This is a genomic window from Aporhodopirellula sallentina SM41 (genome assembly GCF_000346505.1).
GTDB classification, from domain to species: domain Bacteria; phylum Planctomycetota; class Planctomycetia; order Pirellulales; family Pirellulaceae; genus Rhodopirellula; species Rhodopirellula sallentina.
Map to the genome: position 1 here is coordinate 12,873 of NZ_ANOH01000218.1, position 19,747 is coordinate 32,619.

The following is a 19,747-nucleotide window of genomic DNA, read 5'->3' on the forward strand; positions in this document are numbered from 1 at the left end:
GTAATTGTGTGTTTCTCGAGGTTGGGTCGCAGGAGTTTCAGCGTTGCAGAAGTTTTCGGGCCTTGCGCAGGCGAGCGGTGACATCGTCGAGTGACTCGCCGACCGCCGACATGTGTCCCATCTTCCGCCCGACTCGCGCGGCATGTTTGCCATAGAGGTGCAGCGACACGCCATCAACCGAGAGTGCTGCCGGCCAATCAGGCTGCGTCCCGTCTTCGCCCCAAAGGTCGCCGAGGAGATTGATCATTCCCGCCGCCGGGGCGACCAGGTCAGTATCACCGAGAGGTAGCCCACAGATCGCGCGGACGTGCTGTTCGAACTGGCTCGTGTGACAGCCTTCGATGGTCACATGGCCAGAATTGTGGGGCCGTGGCGCGACCTCGTTGATGTAGATGCGTTGCTCGCCGTTTCGCTTTTGAACGAACATTTCCACACAGAGGAGGCCGACAACGTCGAGGCAGCGGGTTGCCTCGATCGCGATTTCGCGTGCCCTGGTTTCGGTCTCGGTTGAAATATTGGCAGGCAGGGTCGTGAGGTCGAGGATGTGATTTTGGTGATCGTTTTCAAAAACCGGGAACGTCTGGCACTGCCCGTCGACGCGGCGCGCGACCACGACGGAAACCTCACGTTCGAAATCGATCATGGCTTCGGCGATCCAATCACCGCCTCCTTCCCAGTCGACGTTGGCTGCCTGTTCTGGATTTTCGAGGCGGTGTTGTCCTTTGCCGTCGTAACCACTGCGTTGGGTTTTGACGATGATTGGCCAACCGAACGATTCGCCTGCCTTGCACGCTTCGTCGGCATTGTGAACCGGCATGAACGGAGTCACCGGCAACCCGGCGTCATGCAGCGTCGACTTCTCGAGCAATCGGTCCTGCGCGGTCGCCAATACCGAGGCGTCAGGATAGGTCGGTGCGTGACGTCCGCAGGCAGCGATGGTTTCGGCGGGAATGTTTTCGAACTCGAGCGTGATGACATCGCATCGATCGGCAAAGGCTTCGATCGCTGAGTGATCTTCGAGGGGGCCGCAGACGGTAAAGCTGGCGACGTCGGCCGCGGGCTCGTCACTGCTGCCGCAAAAAACGCCGACGCGATAACCGAGTTTGGCGGCCGCCATTGCAAACATACGTCCGAGTTGGCCACCACCGACCATCCCGATGGTGGAGCCCGGCAGGATCGGGGCGTGTGTCGAATTCATATCGCGTGTTTTTCTCTCGAGGGGCGGCGCGGATTCGCCAGACATGCGAGGTGTCCGACGAACTGCCGAGGATAGCGGTTCGTTGATTGCAGGGCAGAGACTGCAGGGCGTGCAGTTCAGGACGTGTCGTTTGGGATGACGGTGAACAGCGGGGCGTCGTTCAGAGGTCGCTCAGGTCGGCGCCGGCGATCACGTCGTCGTGTTGCTTTTGCACGAATGCCTCGACCCGGGATGCCAACGCGTCATCGGTCATCGCCAACATGCGGGCGGCCAAGATGCCTGCATTTTTGGCGCCTGATTTGCCGATCGACATGGTCGCGACCGGAATCCCGCCCGGCATTTGTACGATCGACAGCAGCGAGTCGAGACCCTGGAGGGCGCGGCTTTGAACCGGGACGCCGATCACCGGGAGGATCGTTTCGGAAGCCACCATGCCCGGCAAATGGGCCGCGCCTCCGGCTCCCGCGATGATCACGCGGAGGCCACGGCTGCGGGCAGATTGTGCGTACTCAAACATCCGCTGCGGCGTTCGGTGAGCGGAAACGACCGACTTTTCGTAAGGCACTTGCAGTTGCTCTAACATTTCACACGCACCCGACATGGTGTCCCAATCATTGCGGCTGCCCATGATCACGCCGACCAAGGCACGGCTGTCGGAGGTTGGATTCGAAGGGGCGGAAGCGGTGTCGGAGGTGTTGTCGTTCGAAGTCACGAGCGGTTGAGTCTTAAACGGGGACGAGGGCTGAGTTTGTGGCGGACGAACCCGGCGGAGGACGAACCAGGCGATTGTCGCCGAGAGCCAGCGGCGAGTGTCGCGAACTCGGGCGGATCGGTCGCCTCGGGTCGAGCCATGGGGTTGTACGGGCCATGGGGTTATAACCGAGAAGGGCGTTGATCGAAATCAGCCCAGTGTTTTCCAGATTCGATGTTTTCCAGTTTCCATTTCGATCGAGCACGCAAAGGTGATGGGTTGACGCAACCGTTCTGGCAAGGGGAACCTTCCGACCGAGATGACGAGCCGGGACGAGTTCGTTTGATGCATCATGACCCGAGATGGCGTCAGGAATTCGAACAGACTCGCAGCAGCATCCTGCAGTGCTGCGAAGGCCGCGTTGTCGCCGTCGAACATATTGGTTCTACCGCGATCAGCGGCATCATTGCCCGACCGATCGTGGACGCGGTCGCCGTGGTCGCCGATCCGGTCGACCTGGATGACTCGGCGGCGTTGATCGAAGGATTGAACTTTCTGCCGGTCGATTCGCCCGAGTGGGTTCCGACCGGAGGCGGACGGCAAATCTCGCTGCATAAACCGAGACACGGCGAAATCACTCACCGCGTGTATGCGGTCACGCAAGGCTCGCCGTTGCTCTTGCTCGCGACCCGGCTGCGTGATTATCTGCGTTCGAGCCCGGAAGAGGCGATCGCGTTCGAAGAGGCGAAAGTCAACGCGTGGCAGCAATGCGAAGGCGACCCGCAGGCCTATGCCGAGGCGATGAGTTCCGTTTTCGCAGGAATCGACCCGCGATAGATCGACCACACTCGGTTACGACCTCATTCGGTTACACAGGTACTCGGTCACGGACCGCTCAATCACTGGTCTTGCTATGGCGATTCGACTTCACCATTGGCGTTCGCCTTACTCTTGAGTTTGGATTCGGCTTCGAGTTTCGCGGCGGCTTCGCGGATCGCTGCGGCGTTCTTCTTTTCCGCTTCGGCCGCCGCTGCGGCTTCGGCAGCTTCTCGTTCCGCTTTCTCCGCGGCAACCGGATCGGCAATGTACGGTTTTTCGTTGCGGTAACGCGTCAGCATTTTTTCGGCGAATGTTTTGACGTCGGGAGGAGCGATCTCGACGACCTTTTCTTGCCAACCCACCGCGTCCTTGAAGTTGCCGGCGGCGGCGTAGGCTGCAGCCAACGCGGACAGGTCGCCGATGTTCCCGTACGAGTTAATCTCGCAGGCCTTTTCGGCCGATTGAATTGCCGCCTGAGGATCGCGGAGTGACTCGTCCTGGACCGTTGCCAGCAACCAAGCTCGGTTTTGATGAGCGAGTGCGTAGTTCGGTGCCAACTCGATCGCGTGGTTGTAGTCGGCCAACGCTTGCTCGGCTTTGCCGAGTTGATAGCGGTTGTAGCCTCGGTTGTTCCACGCGACGGGATCTTCCTCGTTGAGTTCGAGGGCGGCTGAGAAGTCGGCGGCCGCGGCGGCAAATTCTTGCTGTTGGAAACGGATGTAGCCGCGACCCATGATCGCGGCGACGTCTTCGGCGTCGGCGTCGACGATCGTGTCAAAGTCAGCAATCGCTTTATCGAGTTTCCCCGCCGCTTTGTACGCGATCGCCCGTTGTCGCAGGAGAGCCGCGTTGTTTTTGCGGACTTCCAACGCGTCGCTGTAATCGCTGATCGCTTTTTCGTATTCACCCTGCCCCATGTGCACGGCGGCCCGGTTGATCAACGGAGTGATGTCGTCCGGGTCGATTTTCAAGGCCCGGTCGTAGTCTTCGATCGCCTCGGCGTGTTTTCCACGGGCCGCCATGAACAGACCGCGACTGCTGTAGGCGTGCGCTTCCTTGTACCCTTTTTCGATCGCGGTGTTGAAATCTTCGAGTGCCTTTTCCTCTTTGCCGAGTGCCCACCATGCCGACGCGCGGAGGGTGTAGTAGCGTCCTTCGTTGGGAAATTCTTCGATCAACTCGGTGTAGATGGCGGTCGATTCGGCCAACTCCACGGCGTTGACTTTGTCGACCGCACCGCGGGTTCCGTCGTGCGTCACGATCACGTAGTCATCACCCCGGTCTTCCACCACGGTGAGCAGGTCGCCTTTGGCGATCACATCGACGATCTCTTCCCCGGTGGCGAATTTCATCTCAACGCGGGCGACGACGGGTTGACCGGGGCTCGCGGCCGATGCGTTGGTCGTCCACGTCAGGGTCGCAGTGAGGCACGAGGCGGTCACGATCAGGCTGCAGAGCGCCTGGAGCATGCCCCGCCGAGGATTGTCTCGGAGCCTCCGAACCAAAACATTCCACAGGTCGCCGTTCCACAGGCAGCCGTTCCACAGGCAGCCATTCCACAGGGAATCGTTCCTCAGGAAAGAAGGGGCACGATGCATTTGTTTACCTTTGGCGGGCTTGGGAAAAGATTGTAGGTGAGTTCTCGCCGCAAATTGGAACCATTGAGAATGGTCTTTTGAAGTCCGGAGGCCGCGAAAACGTGGTTTTTTAGCCATCGTTTCGCGTTTTCAACGGTTCATTGGGTAAGGCGGGGCGGATGTGGGGATGTTCACTATTATCCGCTAACTCCCCAATGTTGCGACTCTAATGATTGCAATGGTTTTGGTAAGACGCGACACTTTTGCCGGTTGCCCGTTTTGCGCAAAAAATAACGCCTGGACGATTGAATGAGTGGATGTTCAGTCTAGTCTTGTGTCCTGGTGTCATTTGGAGGCGGTCGACTCGGAAGTCTCGCTCGGAAGTAAATGTTTCGCCGTAACGGCTTTTTTGGAATCTCTTTGAGGAATACAGCAGTGAATTCAATGTCTCGAATCTTGGGCCTTGCTACTGTGGTGTTGGCGTCTTACGCGACGACCGCCACAGCACGATGCCGGCCATGCGGTGGCTGTTCGGACCCGTGCGGTGCCGCACCAACGGTTGTCAGCAGCGGATGTGGCGGTGCCATCGGTTGTGGGCAGGGCTACGTCGTTCCGACGGTCAGCAGCTACAACGCCGTTGCCACCTACGCCCCCTCAGTATCGGTGAGTTCCGTTCCGCAGCCTGAAACGCTGTGCGAACCGACGACCGCATACCGTGTGGTCATGAAGCCGACTTATGTCACCGAAACTCGGCCCGTCACTGTTCAGGAAACTCGCCCCGAAACCCGGTACCGGACCAAGACCGTTTACCGGACGGTTCCTGTCACTGAGGAAAAATACCGCACGAAGGTGACCAACGTTCCAAAGACCGACACCAAGACGATCACCTACACGGTTCTCGTTCCTAACAAAACCGAGAAGACTGTCGAAGTGACCGAGACCGTTCCACAATGGTCAGAGGTTCCTGAAGAATACACCGTTCGTGTCCCAAGCCTGGTCGACGTTCCTGAAGAGTACACCGTGAAGGTGCCACGTCTTCGCGACGAAACCTTCACTTACACGGTCAACGTGCCCTACCCGGTCACGACTCAGAAAACTCGCACGGTGGTCAACGCCGTTCCCGTCACTAAGTCGCGAACGATCCAAATCGACGTCCCGAAGACCGAGATGAAAACCGTCACCAAGGACTACGGTCACTGGGAAGAACAGGTCATCGAGGTGCCCGCCGCACCAGTTACGACAAACGTCGTTTACAGCAGCGGATGTGGAAGTTCGTCTAGCTACGCTTGTGGTTCCCGGCACAGCAGCAATTGCGGATGCGGTTGCCGTTCGGCATGTGGCGGATGTGCGACCGTTTCCTCATGCGGCGGATGCGGTGGCGGAAGCTACGGCGGATGTGGCGGTAGCGTCAGCTACTCGGCACCGGCTGTTGCGACTGCTTGTGCCCCAACGACGACCACCACCACGAAACGCGTTTGGGTTCCCAACGTGACGACGGAAACCATCGAAGTCACCACCACCCAAAAACAGTCGCAGGTCGTGAACTACACCGTTTACGAACAACAATCGACGCAAGTCCCTTACGAGTGCACCACGATCGCATATCGTCCTGAAACTCGTACAGGAACGAAGCAAGTTGTCGACTACGTGGACGAAACCCGTACCCGTAATCGCAAGGTCGTTCAGTACAACGAAGAAAGCCGCACTCGCATGCGGAAAACGTTGACCTACAACACCGTCACCAAAACGGAAACGATCCCGTACGTTACTTACTCAACCGAAGAACGTACCAAGGAAATCAGCTACACCTACAACGTGCCTGAGTACACCGTCGAACCTTATCAAACGACTCGCTACGAGCGAGTCGCCGAAGAGCAGGTCGAAGAGTATGTCGTCAATGTTCCCCATTCGGTGATCAAAGAGCAAACCGTTCAGGTTTGCAAAATGGTTCCAACGTTGGTGGAGGAAACCATCCACCCATGCCGCAGTGGTGCCGCGACCGGCATCATTAGCGGAGGTGTGATCAACACCGGGCCATCGATCATGCAGGGTGGCGGATGCGGGGCACCGGTTTACTCGGCCCCTGTGATGTCGACTCCCGTGCTCAACAGTGGTTGTGGCGGATGTGGCGCACCGGTAAGTGCATCGCCTTGCCACGGTTGCTAGACATCCGGCGCAGCACGTTTTTTGGGTAGGCAGGAGTGGATCTTGAGAATGATCCTGCTGCATAAGGATCTTTCACAGGATCCACTACCCGAAAATGGAGCCGGCATAAACTACTCGTTCGGTACGTTGCTAACTCCTGTCGATCGACAGAGAACAGCAAACACATCGAAATCGAAACCGAAATCGAAACCGCTACTGCCTCAGGCTGTAGCGGTTTTTTTGTGGACTGAGTTTAGCGGGGCGAGATTTTTGGGCGAGTCTGGTGGATTGGGTTTTGTCGACTGAGATTGTTTGTCGACGGTGATGTATGCCCCATCGCGTGGTTCGGTTTCGCTACACTGGGATGCCGATTGGGGGGATCGCCCCCTCTGGTCATGTTTTCGCTCACAACCGGACAAATCAATGAATCGAGCTTTCTTTCTCCACATCAACGAGGCGTCTGTTGCGTCTTCGTTCCGCATTCTGGCAATTGCGATTGCCGTGCTTTCGTCTTCCTTGATCGCCGCTCCAGGTTTTGCCCAGGACGCGCTCGCACCGACGAAAACCTCGAGCGACAACGGATCGCTGAGCCGGTATGTTCCCGATGATGCGTTGGCGGTGGCGATTCTCTCACCGGAAAATTGGCTCAACAACTCGATGCTCGAGATGTTCCCGATCGAGGTCGTTCGGGTGCAGATGATTGAGCAAACCGGCATCGATCCGATGGACATCGCGGAGATCAAAATTGTGGTCTCGCTGGACCCGCAGACGATGCAACCCGAGTTCGGTGCGATCACACAATTCACGGACTCGATTCGTTTCGAACGTCTGCGTGAAGCGTTGGACGCCTCGCCTGAGTCGATGCCGGTCGGTTCGCACGAAGGCTATGCGGTCGAAGGTCCGCCCGGGACGATCGTGTCGATGATTGACGACACCACGTTGTACGTCGGAATGGCGGGCTATCTGCAGAAGATGCTCGATGCCGAGAATGGCAATGGCGACCTGCCCTTCCTGTTGCGATCGATGTCGCATTCCTCTGGGCTCACGATTGCGATGGTTACCGAACAGGTCCGGCCGATCCTCAGCGGTGTCGCGATGCAAAACGCGAGCGAACTCGCGCCGGACCTTCAACCGCTCGCGCAGGTTCCCGGATTGACCGACGCGATCAAAATCCACATCGACTTCAACGATGAATCTGCGGCGGTGCGGGTGGCACTCAAAGGAACCGACGAGGTGGCGGCGCAGCGAATCGAGTCTATTCTCGCTGATTCAATCGTCGCGACGCGAGTGTTGGCGATCGAGGAGGTCAGCCGCAACCTAGCGGAATCCGAACAGTCCCGAGCAATGCGCGAGGCGATCGATCGGTACGCCAATCGGATCGCAGACAAGATTACCAAGGCTCTGCAACCAACGCTGCGAGGTGACGAAGTTGCCCTTGAGATGGAGCCCGAATTAAGCGTCGCGACGACCGGCGTTTTGGTCGGATTGCTTTTGCCCGCGGTCCAAGCGGCACGCACGGCCGCGCGGCGGATGAGCAGTTCTAACAACTTCAAACAGGTGATGTTGGCATTCCACAATTATCACTCGGCCTATAGGCGATTGCCTGCGCCGGCGATTACCGATGCCGATGGTAAGCCACTGTTGAGTTGGCGGGTTGCCCTGTTGCCGTTTCTCGAAGAGCAGCAACTGTATCAGCAGTTCCACCTCGATGAACCGTGGGACAGCGAGCACAACCTGCCGCTGTCGAAGAAGTTGCCGAGCGTCTACGAGTCCCCCGGGGTTCCACTGCCGCCAGGCAGGACCATGATTCAGGCTATCGTCGGCGAGAAGATCGGAATGCATCCTGAAAAGAAAACCAGCTTTCGAGATTTCCTCGATGGGTTGAGCAACTCGATATTGATCGTTGAGACGAATCCGGACGCGGCCGTGGTTTGGTCCAAACCGGAAGACATTGAGATCGATCTCGATCGTCCGCTGCGAAATCTCGGCAACGCGCGCGACGGTGGATTTCATGTCGGCATGGGGGACGGTGCGGTGCGTTTTGCATTGCGAGGCATTGATCCCGATCTATTCACGAAGTTGCTCACTCGATCCGGGAAAGAAGTCGTCGACCACAACGATTGGTAGCAGTACCGGCCCCGGGCTAACGTCGCCTGACCAGACGACAGAAACGAACCAAACGCACTAACGCCATGCGCCTTAATCCGCATGGCGTTTTGCGTTTGCATTTCGCTACAGGGGGCTGCCGACCCGACGTCGATGATGGCCGGAACCGATCGGTTCGCTCGCGCAAAATCCTCGTAGTTGGATTTGCCAGAATTCAGTTCTCCGAAGTCTGACCACATCAGCTGCATCCTTCCTGAACACGCTCTCGCGATCAACGAGTTGCAGCGAGCACTTCGGTATACGATGTGCTCTCTCGTGAGAATGGTTGGCGACAACGCCGGGTAAACGCGCGAGTCGCTCTTTGGCGGAGAAAAAATGGGCGAAATCCTCGGATTTTATGTCGCGGATGCCGCCCCATTTTCGCTATTAGGTAGTAGATCAAGGCCTTGTGGTTTTGGTCCATCGACTCAAACTGAATACACGAGTTTCGCAATGGACATCCCATCTCAAAGTAACAGCGGCGCAAACCGAAGCCTCAAACGAATCCAATCGATGATCCGTGTTCACGAGCGGTTGGGGGCGTATGCCACCCGTTTGCAGGTGTCTGTCGAAAACACCGCAATTATATTGCGTGGCACCTTGCCGAATCAGGAGCTGCGGAGCGAACTGGTTCCCACCATCCGACAAGCCGGCGTGTTGTGGCAAATCAAGAACCGCGTCGACGTTGCGGCCTCGTAAATACGAGCCCGTGAACGCCGGTCAGTCAGTGGCACGTCGTAGGCGGTATGTTGCCCACGACATCACTCTCGTCCGGTAGGCATTCATCACGGAAAGCCGTGGGGCGAATGCCACGCGGCGCGCTGAAACGTGATCCTTGCAAGCACCGACTCTCGCAAGCATTGCCTTTGCAAACGCTGTCTTTCCAAAACGCTGGTTACTCGTCGACCATCACTGAACGGCCGCGGCGAGCGTCTGTTTCTTGCGTTCCTGTTCGCTCATCTGGGCAGCCACCACGTCGTGAGCTTGAATAGCTTGCTGCAACGCCTTTTGAGATGCCTCAACTTCCATGCGTTTTTGAGCCGCAGTTTGCTCGGCCGATTTGGCTTTCGCGACTAAGTCAGGCAGGCGCGTCTTTTCTGAATCCGCTTGGGCGACCGAGCTGACGATCTCTCGTCGCGTTTGAGCGATCTTTGTCAGTTGGGCGGCCAACTCCGACTCCGCAGCCGCAGTCTGTTCGATGCTTTTGGAGTCCATTTCCGGCCCGTGAGATAGACGAATCGCGATGACTTTGTCATGCAGGTCTCGCGATGCCGTCACCATAGCAGGCAGACTGCCGTTCAATTGTTGGGCTTTCTCTCGCATCGTCTTTTCGTTTTGGCGACATGCCTCAACGGTGGCTTGGGCTTTTTGAAACGCACCTTCGGCATCACGCAGCGCCTGCTTGGCTGTATCCAGCTTCGCTTGGGTCTGCTGTTTGGTTTTGATCAGAGGTTCGAGACGTGTGCGGATCGATGCGAGGGTTTGTTCCACTGCCTTCAGACGCACCGACGCGGGCGGTGGATTGGGAGCCAACGTTTGGGTGGATTTCGGGTCAGCGATCATGGTCATTTGAACGTTGCCCGTCCAATCGCCATAAACAACGCGGCTCGAATCGTGCGTGATCGCAGCTTCGAGAACGGCTTCTTTCATAGCGGGGAACTCTTTGAGTTTCTTCCCGGTTGCGTCCCACAATCGGACCTTGCGGTCTTTGGTTGCCGTGACCAGTTGGCCTTTATGGTCGAACCGAACCGCTGTGACCGGGCCGCCACCGACGTTGATCGACTTGACGGCTTTCCCGGCAATCATGTCCCACAGTTTGACCGTTCCGTCGTCGCTGGCGCTGGCCAAGACATTGGAGTCATCACGCCATGAGAGCGAATTGACCGCACCTTTGTGCCCGGTCAGGTCGAGGAACTGTCGTCCGGTGTCGGCTTCCCAAACCACGAGCCCACCGCTGCGATCCGACGACGCCACCAAGACACCGTCGGGGCTGAAGGCCACCGAGTAAATCCAATCGGTGTGCTTTTTCAGGTCAAATAACAGCGACCCATCGGTCGCGTCGAAGATCCGCAGCATGCGTTGCGGTCCGCCCAACGCGATTCGCGAAAGTTTGTCGTTGCAGTCCGCGTCGAACACGACATCGTATTCGTCACCCACGCTGGCGACTCGTGTTCCGTTTTCGATTTCGTAGACAGCCGCAATGCCACGCACACTGTGTTCGCCGCCTCCGGCGATCAAGTAGCGACCGTCGCGGCTGAACCGGAGTGATTGAGCGATGCCTTCGTCGAACGGTAGGATTCCGAGCAACTCGGCGGTCTCACCGTGATAGAGCACGATTTGCTTCTGACCGGCGACCGCAACGAGAGGTGCCCATGGGCTGGCTCCGATGGCCGTGACCGCGGCTGCTCGCTGCGTGACAACGGGCGCTTTTTGAGGGAGCGATTTGGGCATCGGCGGTGGACCTTCCGGTTTGCCGCCCGCGGGGGCGACGAACGCCAACGCGTTTTTCTTCTTTGCTTTCGCTTTACTGCCCGAGTTCTCGAGCACGCCGCCTTCGATCCAAGCTTTCAGAATCTCGAGTTGCTTTGCGGGGATCTTGGGTTGATCCGGCGGCATGACCGGCGTGTCGTCATGATTGACGAGTTGCCACAATCGGCTGGCTTCGATGTCACCGTCGTCATAGACGACTTCACCGCTGCCGCCGCCTTCCATCAACGCTGCGTACGAGTCGATTGCGAGACCGCCACGTTTATCACTTTGGTTGTGACAGGTCATGCAGTGCTGGCGGAAGATCGGTTTGACGTCGTCTTCGTACGTTACTTTTGCCACGACGCCGTCGGGCGATTTTGCGTCGGCAGCGAACGAGCAAAACGACGCCGAACCGGCAGCCAAACCGAACGCCGCTGCGGTGATCTTGAGGGACAACTTCATAGCTTCAGACTCAGTGGTTGAATACGAATTCGCGGCTGTTCAGTACCGCCCAGAAAACATCCTCTAACACCTGGGTGGTGTTCGCGTCTTTCTCGGCGAGCATGGTTTGGACGGCTTCCTGCTCTGCCGGTTCGGGCATTCGGCTGAGTGAGCGTAGGTAGATGCGGTCAACGATTTTTTCCGGCTCGAGTTTGTCTTGCTCGACCCATCGTTTGATCACCTTGCCGGTCGTGATTTTCCGAGAGACAGTTGCTCCGTTGAGCAGATGCAACGCCTGCGAAAGAGACGGATCGGTTGTCGCCTCGCAGTCGCACACCGTCGTCCGTGGCGATCGGCCGAACGTGTTTAGGAAGTAGTTCGAAACCGCACCGTCGGCGATTTGCACGGCGCGACTCCCCAACGGCAGTCCGCTGAATTTCTCGTCCGATTCGGTGACCTGGCAGATGCAATCCAGAAGGCTCTCAGCCGGAATGCGTCGGATGACCGCGTGGGCATAGTTGCGGGTATCGTGCGCGTTGGTTTCGTTCGTTTGACAACTGCGAGCGTACGCGCGACTGACACAAATGTCTCGTACCAGTTTGCGGAAGTCGTAGTTGTACTCGATGAGTTTCTCGCCGAGTTTTTCGAGCAGTTCCGGGTTTGTTGGCGGATTGCTGACCCGAACGTCATCGACCTGATCAACGATCCCGACGCCCATGTAATGCGCCCAAACGCGGTTCGCGATGCTGGTGGCAAAGTACGGATTTTCGGGCGAGACGAGCCAATCGGCCAAGACCTCACGCCGATCCTTTCCACGTGTTTCCGGTGCGTCCCCGCCGAGAAATTTGGGGGCGACGTTTTGTTTGGTTACCGGGTGTTTCATTTCGCCACTGAAGCGATTGAAAACGATCTGTTCACGATAGTCTTCGGCTTGTTTTCGGCCGACTTGCGTGAAGAACGCAGCGAACCCGTAGTAATCGTCCATCGTCCAACGATCGAATGGATGGTTATGGCACTGAGCACACTGCGTGCGAATACCCATGAAGACCTGTGCGACGTTTTCGGACGTCTTCAGCGTGTCTCGTTCGATCTGATAGAAGTTCGTCGCTGGTTCACCAAACGTGCCTCCCGTGCTGGTTAACAGGTCGTGGACCATTTGGTTGATCGGGATGTTGCGAGCGAATTGGTCGATGAGCCAGTTCGCGTAGAGCAATGCCGACTTCTTGCTGACGCGGTTGTCGCTCTTGATCATCAACAACTGAGCGAACTTCATCGCCCAAATTTCGCTGAACTCTTTCTTCGCCAGAAGTTGATCAACGAGAGCTTCACGTTTGTCCGGAGCAGGATCGGCCGTGAATCGCGTGACCTCTTCTTCGGTGGGCAGCAGGCCGGTGACGTCGATCGTCAGACGGCGGATAAACTCCTCGTCGGTGCAGGGACCGCTCGGGAGAATGCGGAGTTGCTGCAGTTTCTTATCAACGAGTTCGTCGACATAGTTGCTCGGTTGTGATTCCGGCGGTGTGTAGTCGAGGTCCGCTGGGAGGGTGAGGATTTGACTGCCGACGGTATGGGTATCAAATCGAGCCATGACGAATGCTTCGCCGCGGCCATGGGCAGTCACGACGCCGTCTTGCTCGATCGAAGCAACGGATGAGTTGTTGGTCGAAAATGCAGCGAGTCGGCTGAGGTCGCGTGTGGTCCCGTCGGCATAGGTTGCAACCGTAACCATTCGTTGCACCGCGAGGTCGCCTTCGAGGACCGCTTGTTTCGGATAGATCTCGACGGACGTGACCGCGGGCGGTTGCGCGTCAGCGGAATCATTCAACGCTCCGGCTTTGAGCCATCGATGGAGCGTCGCGTAGTAGTCACTGTCGACATCGAAAAGCTTGCCGCCGGTGTGGGGCACAGCACCGATCGCCTTCTTCAACAACAGACTCTCAGCGGGGATCGCTAGGTTGATCCGTCGAACACCGATCTCTCGAGTGATGCGTTGGTAGTCGCCTTGAGGATCAAATCCGAAGAGGCTCAGTCGGAACCCGTCTTTCCCCCGAGCAGCTCCATGGCAGGATCCTGTGTTGCAACCCGACCGGGTGAGAACCGGCATGACGTCTTTGGCAAAACTGACCTCGGGCGTCACCGCTGCGTTCTCAACCTTCACGGGAACTCGAACGAGCCCGCCTTCATAGTGACCCGAGAGCACGGTTTCACCGTCCGCCAAAGGTCGCAGGACATGGCCGTCGATTTTGGCGAGAGCCGGATTCTCGAGGGTCCAGCGAACTCGGTCGGAGATGTCGAGCGTGACACCATCATCACGCCGAAGAACCGCGATAAAGGATTGAAAATCGGACCCGGAGTTCAGGGAGATGGTTTCCGGATAGACATCCATCTCAATGGTTTTTCGCGGGTCCGGTTTCGCAACCGACGCGTCCGGGGTGGCTCCCGAAGCGGTCTGCAGGCAGACCAAGCAGCCTACCACTGCGGCGAGATAAACGCTCAGCCAAACTGCGGTGGGCGTTGTCGTGGGGAACGCCTGCGCGTTCTGCGTCGCGGGGTGTGTCGTTTGGCGACGCTTGCTGTTGACGCGGATAGAACCAATCATGAGGACTCCTTTTCGAGACGCAGTTGTTCGAGGCGGCTCAGTGGTTTGGGTGCTGCGTCTTTCTTTGGTGGAGGCGACGCAGGTTTCTTCTCCGGTTCAGGCTTTGGTTTCTTTTTGACAACGGGTTTATCGACACGGATCTCACCGGTGCCGTTGGTTTGGATCATCGTTTCGCCGTCGCGCCGGATGCGTGTTTGCACGTTGAGGGTTTTGTGCAGACCCGTCTTGGCGTTGGCCGCGATTTTGAGCGGGAAGGTCACCGTGGTGCTCTCGAGCGTGACCTTCTGAACGGGAGCATCGCACGAAACGCCGTTGGGCATCCCGACGAGTTGGACTTCGGTCTCGCCCTCGATGTCTCGGATCTTTTCCATTTCCAGAGTCAGCGACGTTTCGCCACCGGTTTCCGCGGCTGCTCGAGGGAATTTGAAATTGAAAACAGAGTCCTCGACGTCGAGCATGATCGGGGCGGTGGCGACCGTTTGGGTACCGAGTTTGGTTCCATAACTGACCTGCATGACCATCGGCCACGTTCCCATCGCAGCGTTCTGGTTGGCGGTGATCGGAATGGTGACTTCGTTTTTTCCCTTGTCGATCTTTCGGCTGTTGTTAACGCCGACGCCCGGCGGGTTGTAGAGCGTCTTGAGGTAGACGGGATTTTCGAACCCTTCGTTGCGTTGGATTCGGACGAGCAATTCTTTGCTGCCCCGGCGGAGCAGCGGTGTCTTGGGCTGCACGAGCTCGATCGAAAACGGCATCGCCTCGCAAACCGCCATCACCGCTTTGGGCGTCGAGTGTTCGAGCATCGCACGTCGGTTCTGACCGAGAACGATCTTGTGATGCTGTTGCAGGTCCGAACGCACGGTTTTGTCACCGAGTTTGCCTTCACCTAGCACATCGAAGAATGTGCCTTTGAGTTGGGCATCGGCCGCTGCGGTGAGGACCACCGGGATTTCGATTCGTCCTTTGGGGATCGGAAAGGTCTGGGCGGTTACGCCCTCGGGCAATCCGTCCAACGCGAGGGCGATTTCTTCATTGAATTGATCGCGTTTGACTTGCACCATCATCGCGCCGGTGCCACCGATCGGAACGGGGACAACCATCGCTTCATCGCGACGCAATTCTTTCAGGTCGATGCTGAAACTCGGTTGGAGGCGAGACACCTCGATAACGTAATTGTGCAGCGGGCTGCCGCCACGCAGGTGGTCGTAGATTCGGATCGTGTGTTTGGAATCACTCGCGGCGGTGAAGTCAAAGAAACCGTCGAGTTTGCCACCGCTATCGTCGCTGCCCTTGACCGATTTGCCGTTGGCATCGAAGAGGTTCATGACACCGTCGAGCGGAGAACGCAGGGTTTCGCGTGCGTAGAGTTTGACTCGGTATTTCTCGCCTTTCTTACAGGCAAACGCGAAGCAATCGAAATCGCCCGGTTCGTTGATGACCCCGCACAGGAGTGCCGGTACCGAACACTCCGGGGCTTTGCGGTGATCGTTGTTTGGCTCCGTTTCGGTGACGATCGGTAGGTTGCCGACGCGGATCCAGTTCGGAGACGGCGATACACCAGCGTCATCCGCGGTGACGACCGGGTATGGCTGTGTCGGTCCGGAGGAGGGATTCTGCGGATCGAGTAAATCGGTAGGCAGCTGCACCGAAGCGTCGGTGATCGTGCCGTCGATGTCGATCAGCTTGGCCTGCAAAATCTCTCCCTGGACTCCGCCTGACGGAATGACCGTCGTCGGCCGTGGGAATGACCCGATGTGGAGCCGATATCGGCAGACGTTCTTCTGCCCCAGGAAGGAACTGTCCCGGACCAAGATCGTGTACTGGCCGTCTTGTTCGGGCGTGTACGAGCAAACGCCGTCCTGTTGGAACAGAGCGGAGTCATCGCTCACGGCTACCTCGAATCGTTCTTCATCGAGGATCGCGATGTAAGGATCCAGAATGTCGCGGTTGTTGAGGCTCCAACGATGACGGATTCCTTCGATCTCAACCGTGAGTTTCTGGCCCGCTTTGAGCGAGACTCGGTAGCAGTCGACGTCTTCGCGATCAACGTTCCCTTCGACGGTCCGGTCCATCGGGATGTCTTGAGGAGCGGCGAAGTCGTTGTTCGGTTCGACCTCTTGCACGATGGGCATCGTTCCCACGCCGAGAAAGCGTAGGTTGGTCGCGCCGCTGGCGGTGACCAAGCGGAATGAATACAAACCTGGGGACAGGTTCTCGCCGGTTTTGACTTTGAGTTCGACCTTCTTATTATCAATCGGTTTGCAGCCGACGACTTCGATCCCGGGTTGGTCAAAAAGAACTTCTCGGGCGTCGGACAGTCGGTCGCCATGGAGAACAATCGTGGCTTCGCCGCCCCGCGTTACGCCGAGCGGCGTGTGGTACGTGACAACAGGAAACGCCGCGGGCGATTGAGACGCCAACGCGCACGCGAGGGTTGCCACTCCCATCATTCGGCCGAACACGCAGCCGGTGGAGATCAATTGCATCGGTGAGACTCCCGCCTAGCTGAGGATATTTTCAATGACTTTGCCGCCGTCGACAATTTCGATCGGTCGGGCACCAGGAGCCATTAACTCCTTGTCGGCGACGATGCCTAGCAAGTGATACATCGTGGTTGCCAAATCAGCGGGCGAAACCGGATCGGAATCCGGTTCGGTGGCCGTCGAATCGGACGCCCCGTGGATCATTCCGCCGCGGATTCCGCCACCGGCGAGCATCACGCTGAACACCTTCGGCCAGTGATCTCGGCCGGCGTCGTTGTTGATCTTGGGCGTGCGACCGAACTCGCTGCTAACCATGACGAGTGTTTCGTCGAGCAGTCCACGTTCGCTCAGGTCTTCGAGCAAAACCGAAAGGCCTTGGTCGAACGCGGGCATTTGGCCATTAACGCCTCGAGTGATGTTGGCGTGCATGTCCCAGCTGCCGTAGGTCAACGTGACCAAACGCGATCCGGCTTCGACTAAACGGCGAGCCATCAACATTCTCGCGCCGGCTTGGTTGCGTCCGTAGCGATCTCGCGTTTTGTCGTCTTCCTTCGAAAGGTCGAACGCTTCCTTCGCCGCCGGGGTATCGAGAAGATCGTAGGCCCGTTCGTAGAACGTGTTCATCGCGCCGATGTTGTCGGCGGCCGTCATCGATACGAACCGTTGGTTGATCTTCTCGAGGGCTTCTTTGCGACGGATGAACCGATTCGCATCGACGCCACCGGCGAGATTCAAGTCGCGGACTTGGAAATCGCCACGAGCCGGATCGGCACCGAGTGCGAACCCGCCGTAGCTGCTCGGCAGGTATCCCGTTCCCGCAAATTCGTTGGGAACGTTCGGGATGCAGATATAAGCGGGCAGGTTGTTGCGTGGCCCGTATTCATGGCTGACCACCGCCCCGAAACTGGGATACTGCAACGCCGGGCTCGGTTTGTAGCCCGTGAACATGTTGTGTGTTCCCCTCTCGTGCGCCGCCTCGCCGTGCGTCATCGACCGGATCACACAGTACTTGTCTGCTTGCTTTGCCAGTTTCGGCATCGAGTTGCAGATCACCTCGCCGGTATTCGTCTTGGTCGTTCCGAGTTCGCCTCGGTACTCGAGCGGGCTGTAGGGTTTCGGGTCCCACGATTCTTGTTGAGCCATTCCACCGGGCAGGTAGATATGAATCACGCTCTTTGCACGTGCTTTGATGAAGTCGTACTGCTTCATCTCCGCCGCGGCTCGCCGCATAAGTAGATCGGGAAGCGAAAGGCCGAGCCCTCCGGCAGCACCCGCCATTAAGAAACCACGGCGTCCAAACAGGCCCGATCGGGTCAATGGATTTCCTTGACACGTCATTGTTGTCGGCTCCTCACAAGAGCAAAGGGAAGTCCGCATCCCCACCGTGCATTTCGGAACGAGTCCGGGTGAAGGGAGTAAAGACTTAGAGGTGGGAAATTTGTTAAAAGCTCTCGCGACGCGAATTCGCGAGGCTTGTTCGCAGGCGTCTGTAACAAATTAGGAGGCGGGATTCGGCGCGAGGCGAAGGGGCTCGCTTCGACCGAAAGTAAAGGTGGGGGAGATCAACGGGGCACTTACCTCAGTGAGATCTATGGGCCCGTCGAATTCGTCTTATGGTATCAAAGTCACCCTGACTGTCAAATCTTACCGCACCCGGTTGTGGGGGTGAGTGGCGGGGAAAGAAAGCATCAAGTTGACTCTTCAACCGGTCGATGCTGCAACGCATTGCCCTGGATGATGTACCAACCAAATTGGCATTTTTTGCGGTTTCAGTGTCCGGCGGTCACTCCTACCGAGGCGTTTAGGTTGTCTGGTGGCGCCTCACGGGAGGTTTCCCCTGCCCTTTTTTTCGCTGGGCCAATCATTTTTTCGGGAGCAATTTCGTCGGCGCTCAATGTCTCTGGGGCGACTGTTTTCTCGGGATTCGCGGTTTTCTCGGGAGTTGCGTCGGTGGTGCGGGCGAATCCTCGATGGGATTCCGTCAGGCCATTTCGGTGTGACGTTTGGGGGCGCTCTTCCGAGCAAAGTGGTCCAATTGACGGCAGTTGCCGGGTGATTTCCCTTTTGTGCGCAGTTTTCACGAGTTATTGACGTTATCTCACAAGATAGGTAAGCTTCCCGCATTAGCCGAGCTAACGATCTCGGTCCGCAGTATCAGGCAAATTAATAAGGTGCGATTTGCAGCTACGAACCCTCGAACTTTTCTGTCATGTTGCCGACCAGCGGAGCTTTTCCAAAGCCGCCGCCGCTGGTGGCGTGACTCAAAGTGCGGTGAGCCAATCCATCGGACACCTGGAGGAATCACTGTCGACGACATTGATCGATCGTTCCAAGCGTCCTTTGAAATTGACCGAGGCCGGGCAGATCTATCTCGTCGGTGTGAAAGAGATCGTTCGCCAATACAAAGAACTCGAGGAACGTGTCCAACAACACGGTCGCCGCTTAGTTGATACGGTGACCGTGGGGGCGGTTTACTCGGTCGGGCTGAGTTACATGCCCGAGGCGAAACAGGCCTTCGAGCAGAAGCATCCCGAGGCCCGCATCCGGACCGAGTTCGGTTCGAGCCAGCGGGTGGTCGAGATGGTCACCAGCAACGAGGTTGACTTCGGGTTGGTCAGTTTCCCGCGGGCGACGAAGACTCTCGGGGCGATCGCCTGGCAATCCGAACCGATGCGTCTGGTATGCTCTGCGGAGCATCCGCTGGCGAGCGAGACGGAAATTCCGGCTTCACGCCTCGAGGGGATGGACATGATCAGTTTCGACAAGAGTCTGGTGCTGCGTCGGGCGATTGACCAATGCCTGAAATCGGCGGGCGTGAGCGTGTCGACATCGATGGAGTTCGACAACTGCGACTCGATCGTTCGCGCCATCCAGGCAAACCGAGGGATTGCAATTGTTCCGGAGGCCGCGGTTCGTCGAGAGACAGCCAACGGCACCCTGAGAGTTGTTGCCTGTCCCGAAATTCAGATGGTTCGTCCTTTGGGCATCATCTTCCGTAAGCGTGGCAAATTGAGCCGCGCCGCAACCGAATTCGGCTCGCTACTGCTGGGCCGCGAGATGGAGCACGACCTGCTCACTAAAACCGAGGCTGCCAAAGCCGACCGCGAAAAAAGCGAGTCCAGGGACCGGGCCGTGTCCGTGCTGATTTAGGACGGGAATCAGCAGCCATTATCGATTAAT

The 19,747-nt window shown here is 57.7% G+C and carries 12 protein-coding genes; 5 read left to right on the forward strand and 7 right to left on the reverse strand.

The window, feature by feature from the left end; genetic code table 11:
• Positions 1-37 precede the first annotated feature (37 nt).
• On the reverse strand, positions 38-1,198 hold the full coding sequence (locus RSSM_RS14375; RefSeq protein WP_008679981.1) for a 5-(carboxyamino)imidazole ribonucleotide synthase: 1,161 nt from the start codon (positions 1,196-1,198) through the stop codon (positions 38-40).
• A gap of 160 nt (positions 1,199-1,358) precedes the next feature.
• The gene (gene purE, locus RSSM_RS14380) at positions 1,359-1,826 is read right to left on the reverse strand and encodes a 5-(carboxyamino)imidazole ribonucleotide mutase (RefSeq protein WP_044302583.1); all 468 of its coding nucleotides are present in this window, start codon (positions 1,824-1,826) and stop codon (positions 1,359-1,361) included.
• Between the two features lie 297 nt (positions 1,827-2,123).
• Between purE and RSSM_RS14385 the strand changes: the two genes are divergently transcribed.
• Positions 2,124-2,726 (forward strand): GrpB family protein, encoded by a 603-nt coding sequence (locus RSSM_RS14385; RefSeq protein ID WP_008679985.1) that lies wholly within the window; start codon positions 2,124-2,126, stop codon positions 2,724-2,726.
• Between the two features lie 74 nt (positions 2,727-2,800).
• Here RSSM_RS14385 and RSSM_RS14390 read toward each other — a convergent pair whose 3' ends face one another.
• On the reverse strand, positions 2,801-4,177 hold the full coding sequence (locus tag RSSM_RS14390) for a tetratricopeptide repeat protein (protein ID WP_008679988.1): 1,377 nt from the start codon (positions 4,175-4,177) through the stop codon (positions 2,801-2,803).
• 552 nt (positions 4,178-4,729) lie between these two features.
• Between RSSM_RS14390 and RSSM_RS14395 the strand changes: the two genes are divergently transcribed.
• From RSSM_RS14395 to RSSM_RS14410, 3 genes are all read left to right on the forward strand, one after another.
• Entirely contained in the window at positions 4,730-6,451 is a 1,722-nt protein-coding gene (locus RSSM_RS14395; protein ID WP_044302571.1) for a ferredoxin, read from the forward strand.
• Between the two features lie 402 nt (positions 6,452-6,853).
• Positions 6,854-8,557, forward strand: a complete 1,704-nt coding sequence (locus RSSM_RS31690) for a DUF1559 domain-containing protein (RefSeq protein ID WP_008679994.1) — start codon at positions 6,854-6,856, stop codon at positions 8,555-8,557.
• A 471-nt stretch (positions 8,558-9,028) separates the two neighbouring features.
• Positions 9,029-9,274 (forward strand): hypothetical protein, encoded by a 246-nt coding sequence (locus RSSM_RS14410; RefSeq protein WP_008679996.1) that lies wholly within the window; start codon positions 9,029-9,031, stop codon positions 9,272-9,274.
• Between the two features lie 210 nt (positions 9,275-9,484).
• Here the strand turns inward: RSSM_RS14410 and RSSM_RS14415 are convergent, their stop codons facing one another.
• From RSSM_RS14415 to RSSM_RS14430, 4 genes are read right to left on the reverse strand one after another with little or no spacing between them, the layout of a single operon-like run.
• Positions 9,485-11,506, reverse strand: a complete 2,022-nt coding sequence (locus RSSM_RS14415) for a c-type cytochrome domain-containing protein (RefSeq protein ID WP_008679999.1) — start codon at positions 11,504-11,506, stop codon at positions 9,485-9,487.
• A gap of 10 nt (positions 11,507-11,516) precedes the next feature.
• Positions 11,517-14,084 carry a DUF1549 domain-containing protein gene (locus RSSM_RS14420; protein ID WP_008680001.1) on the reverse strand — a complete coding sequence of 856 codons (2,568 nt, stop codon included), beginning with the start codon at positions 14,082-14,084 and terminating at the stop codon, positions 11,517-11,519.
• Positions 14,081-16,570, reverse strand: coding sequence for a PPC domain-containing protein (locus RSSM_RS14425; RefSeq protein WP_008680003.1), 2,490 nt, complete (start codon positions 16,568-16,570; stop codon positions 14,081-14,083). The genes RSSM_RS14420 and RSSM_RS14425 overlap by 4 nt, the downstream gene beginning before the upstream one ends.
• A 15-nt stretch (positions 16,571-16,585) precedes the next feature.
• Positions 16,586-17,905, reverse strand: a complete 1,320-nt coding sequence (locus tag RSSM_RS14430) for a DUF1501 domain-containing protein (RefSeq protein ID WP_008680006.1) — start codon at positions 17,903-17,905, stop codon at positions 16,586-16,588.
• A gap of 840 nt (positions 17,906-18,745) precedes the next feature.
• Here RSSM_RS14430 and RSSM_RS14435 point away from each other — a divergent pair.
• On the forward strand, positions 18,746-19,717 hold the full coding sequence (locus RSSM_RS14435) for a LysR family transcriptional regulator (protein ID WP_008680007.1): 972 nt from the start codon (positions 18,746-18,748) through the stop codon (positions 19,715-19,717).
• The last annotated feature ends 30 nt before the right edge of the window (positions 19,718-19,747 follow it).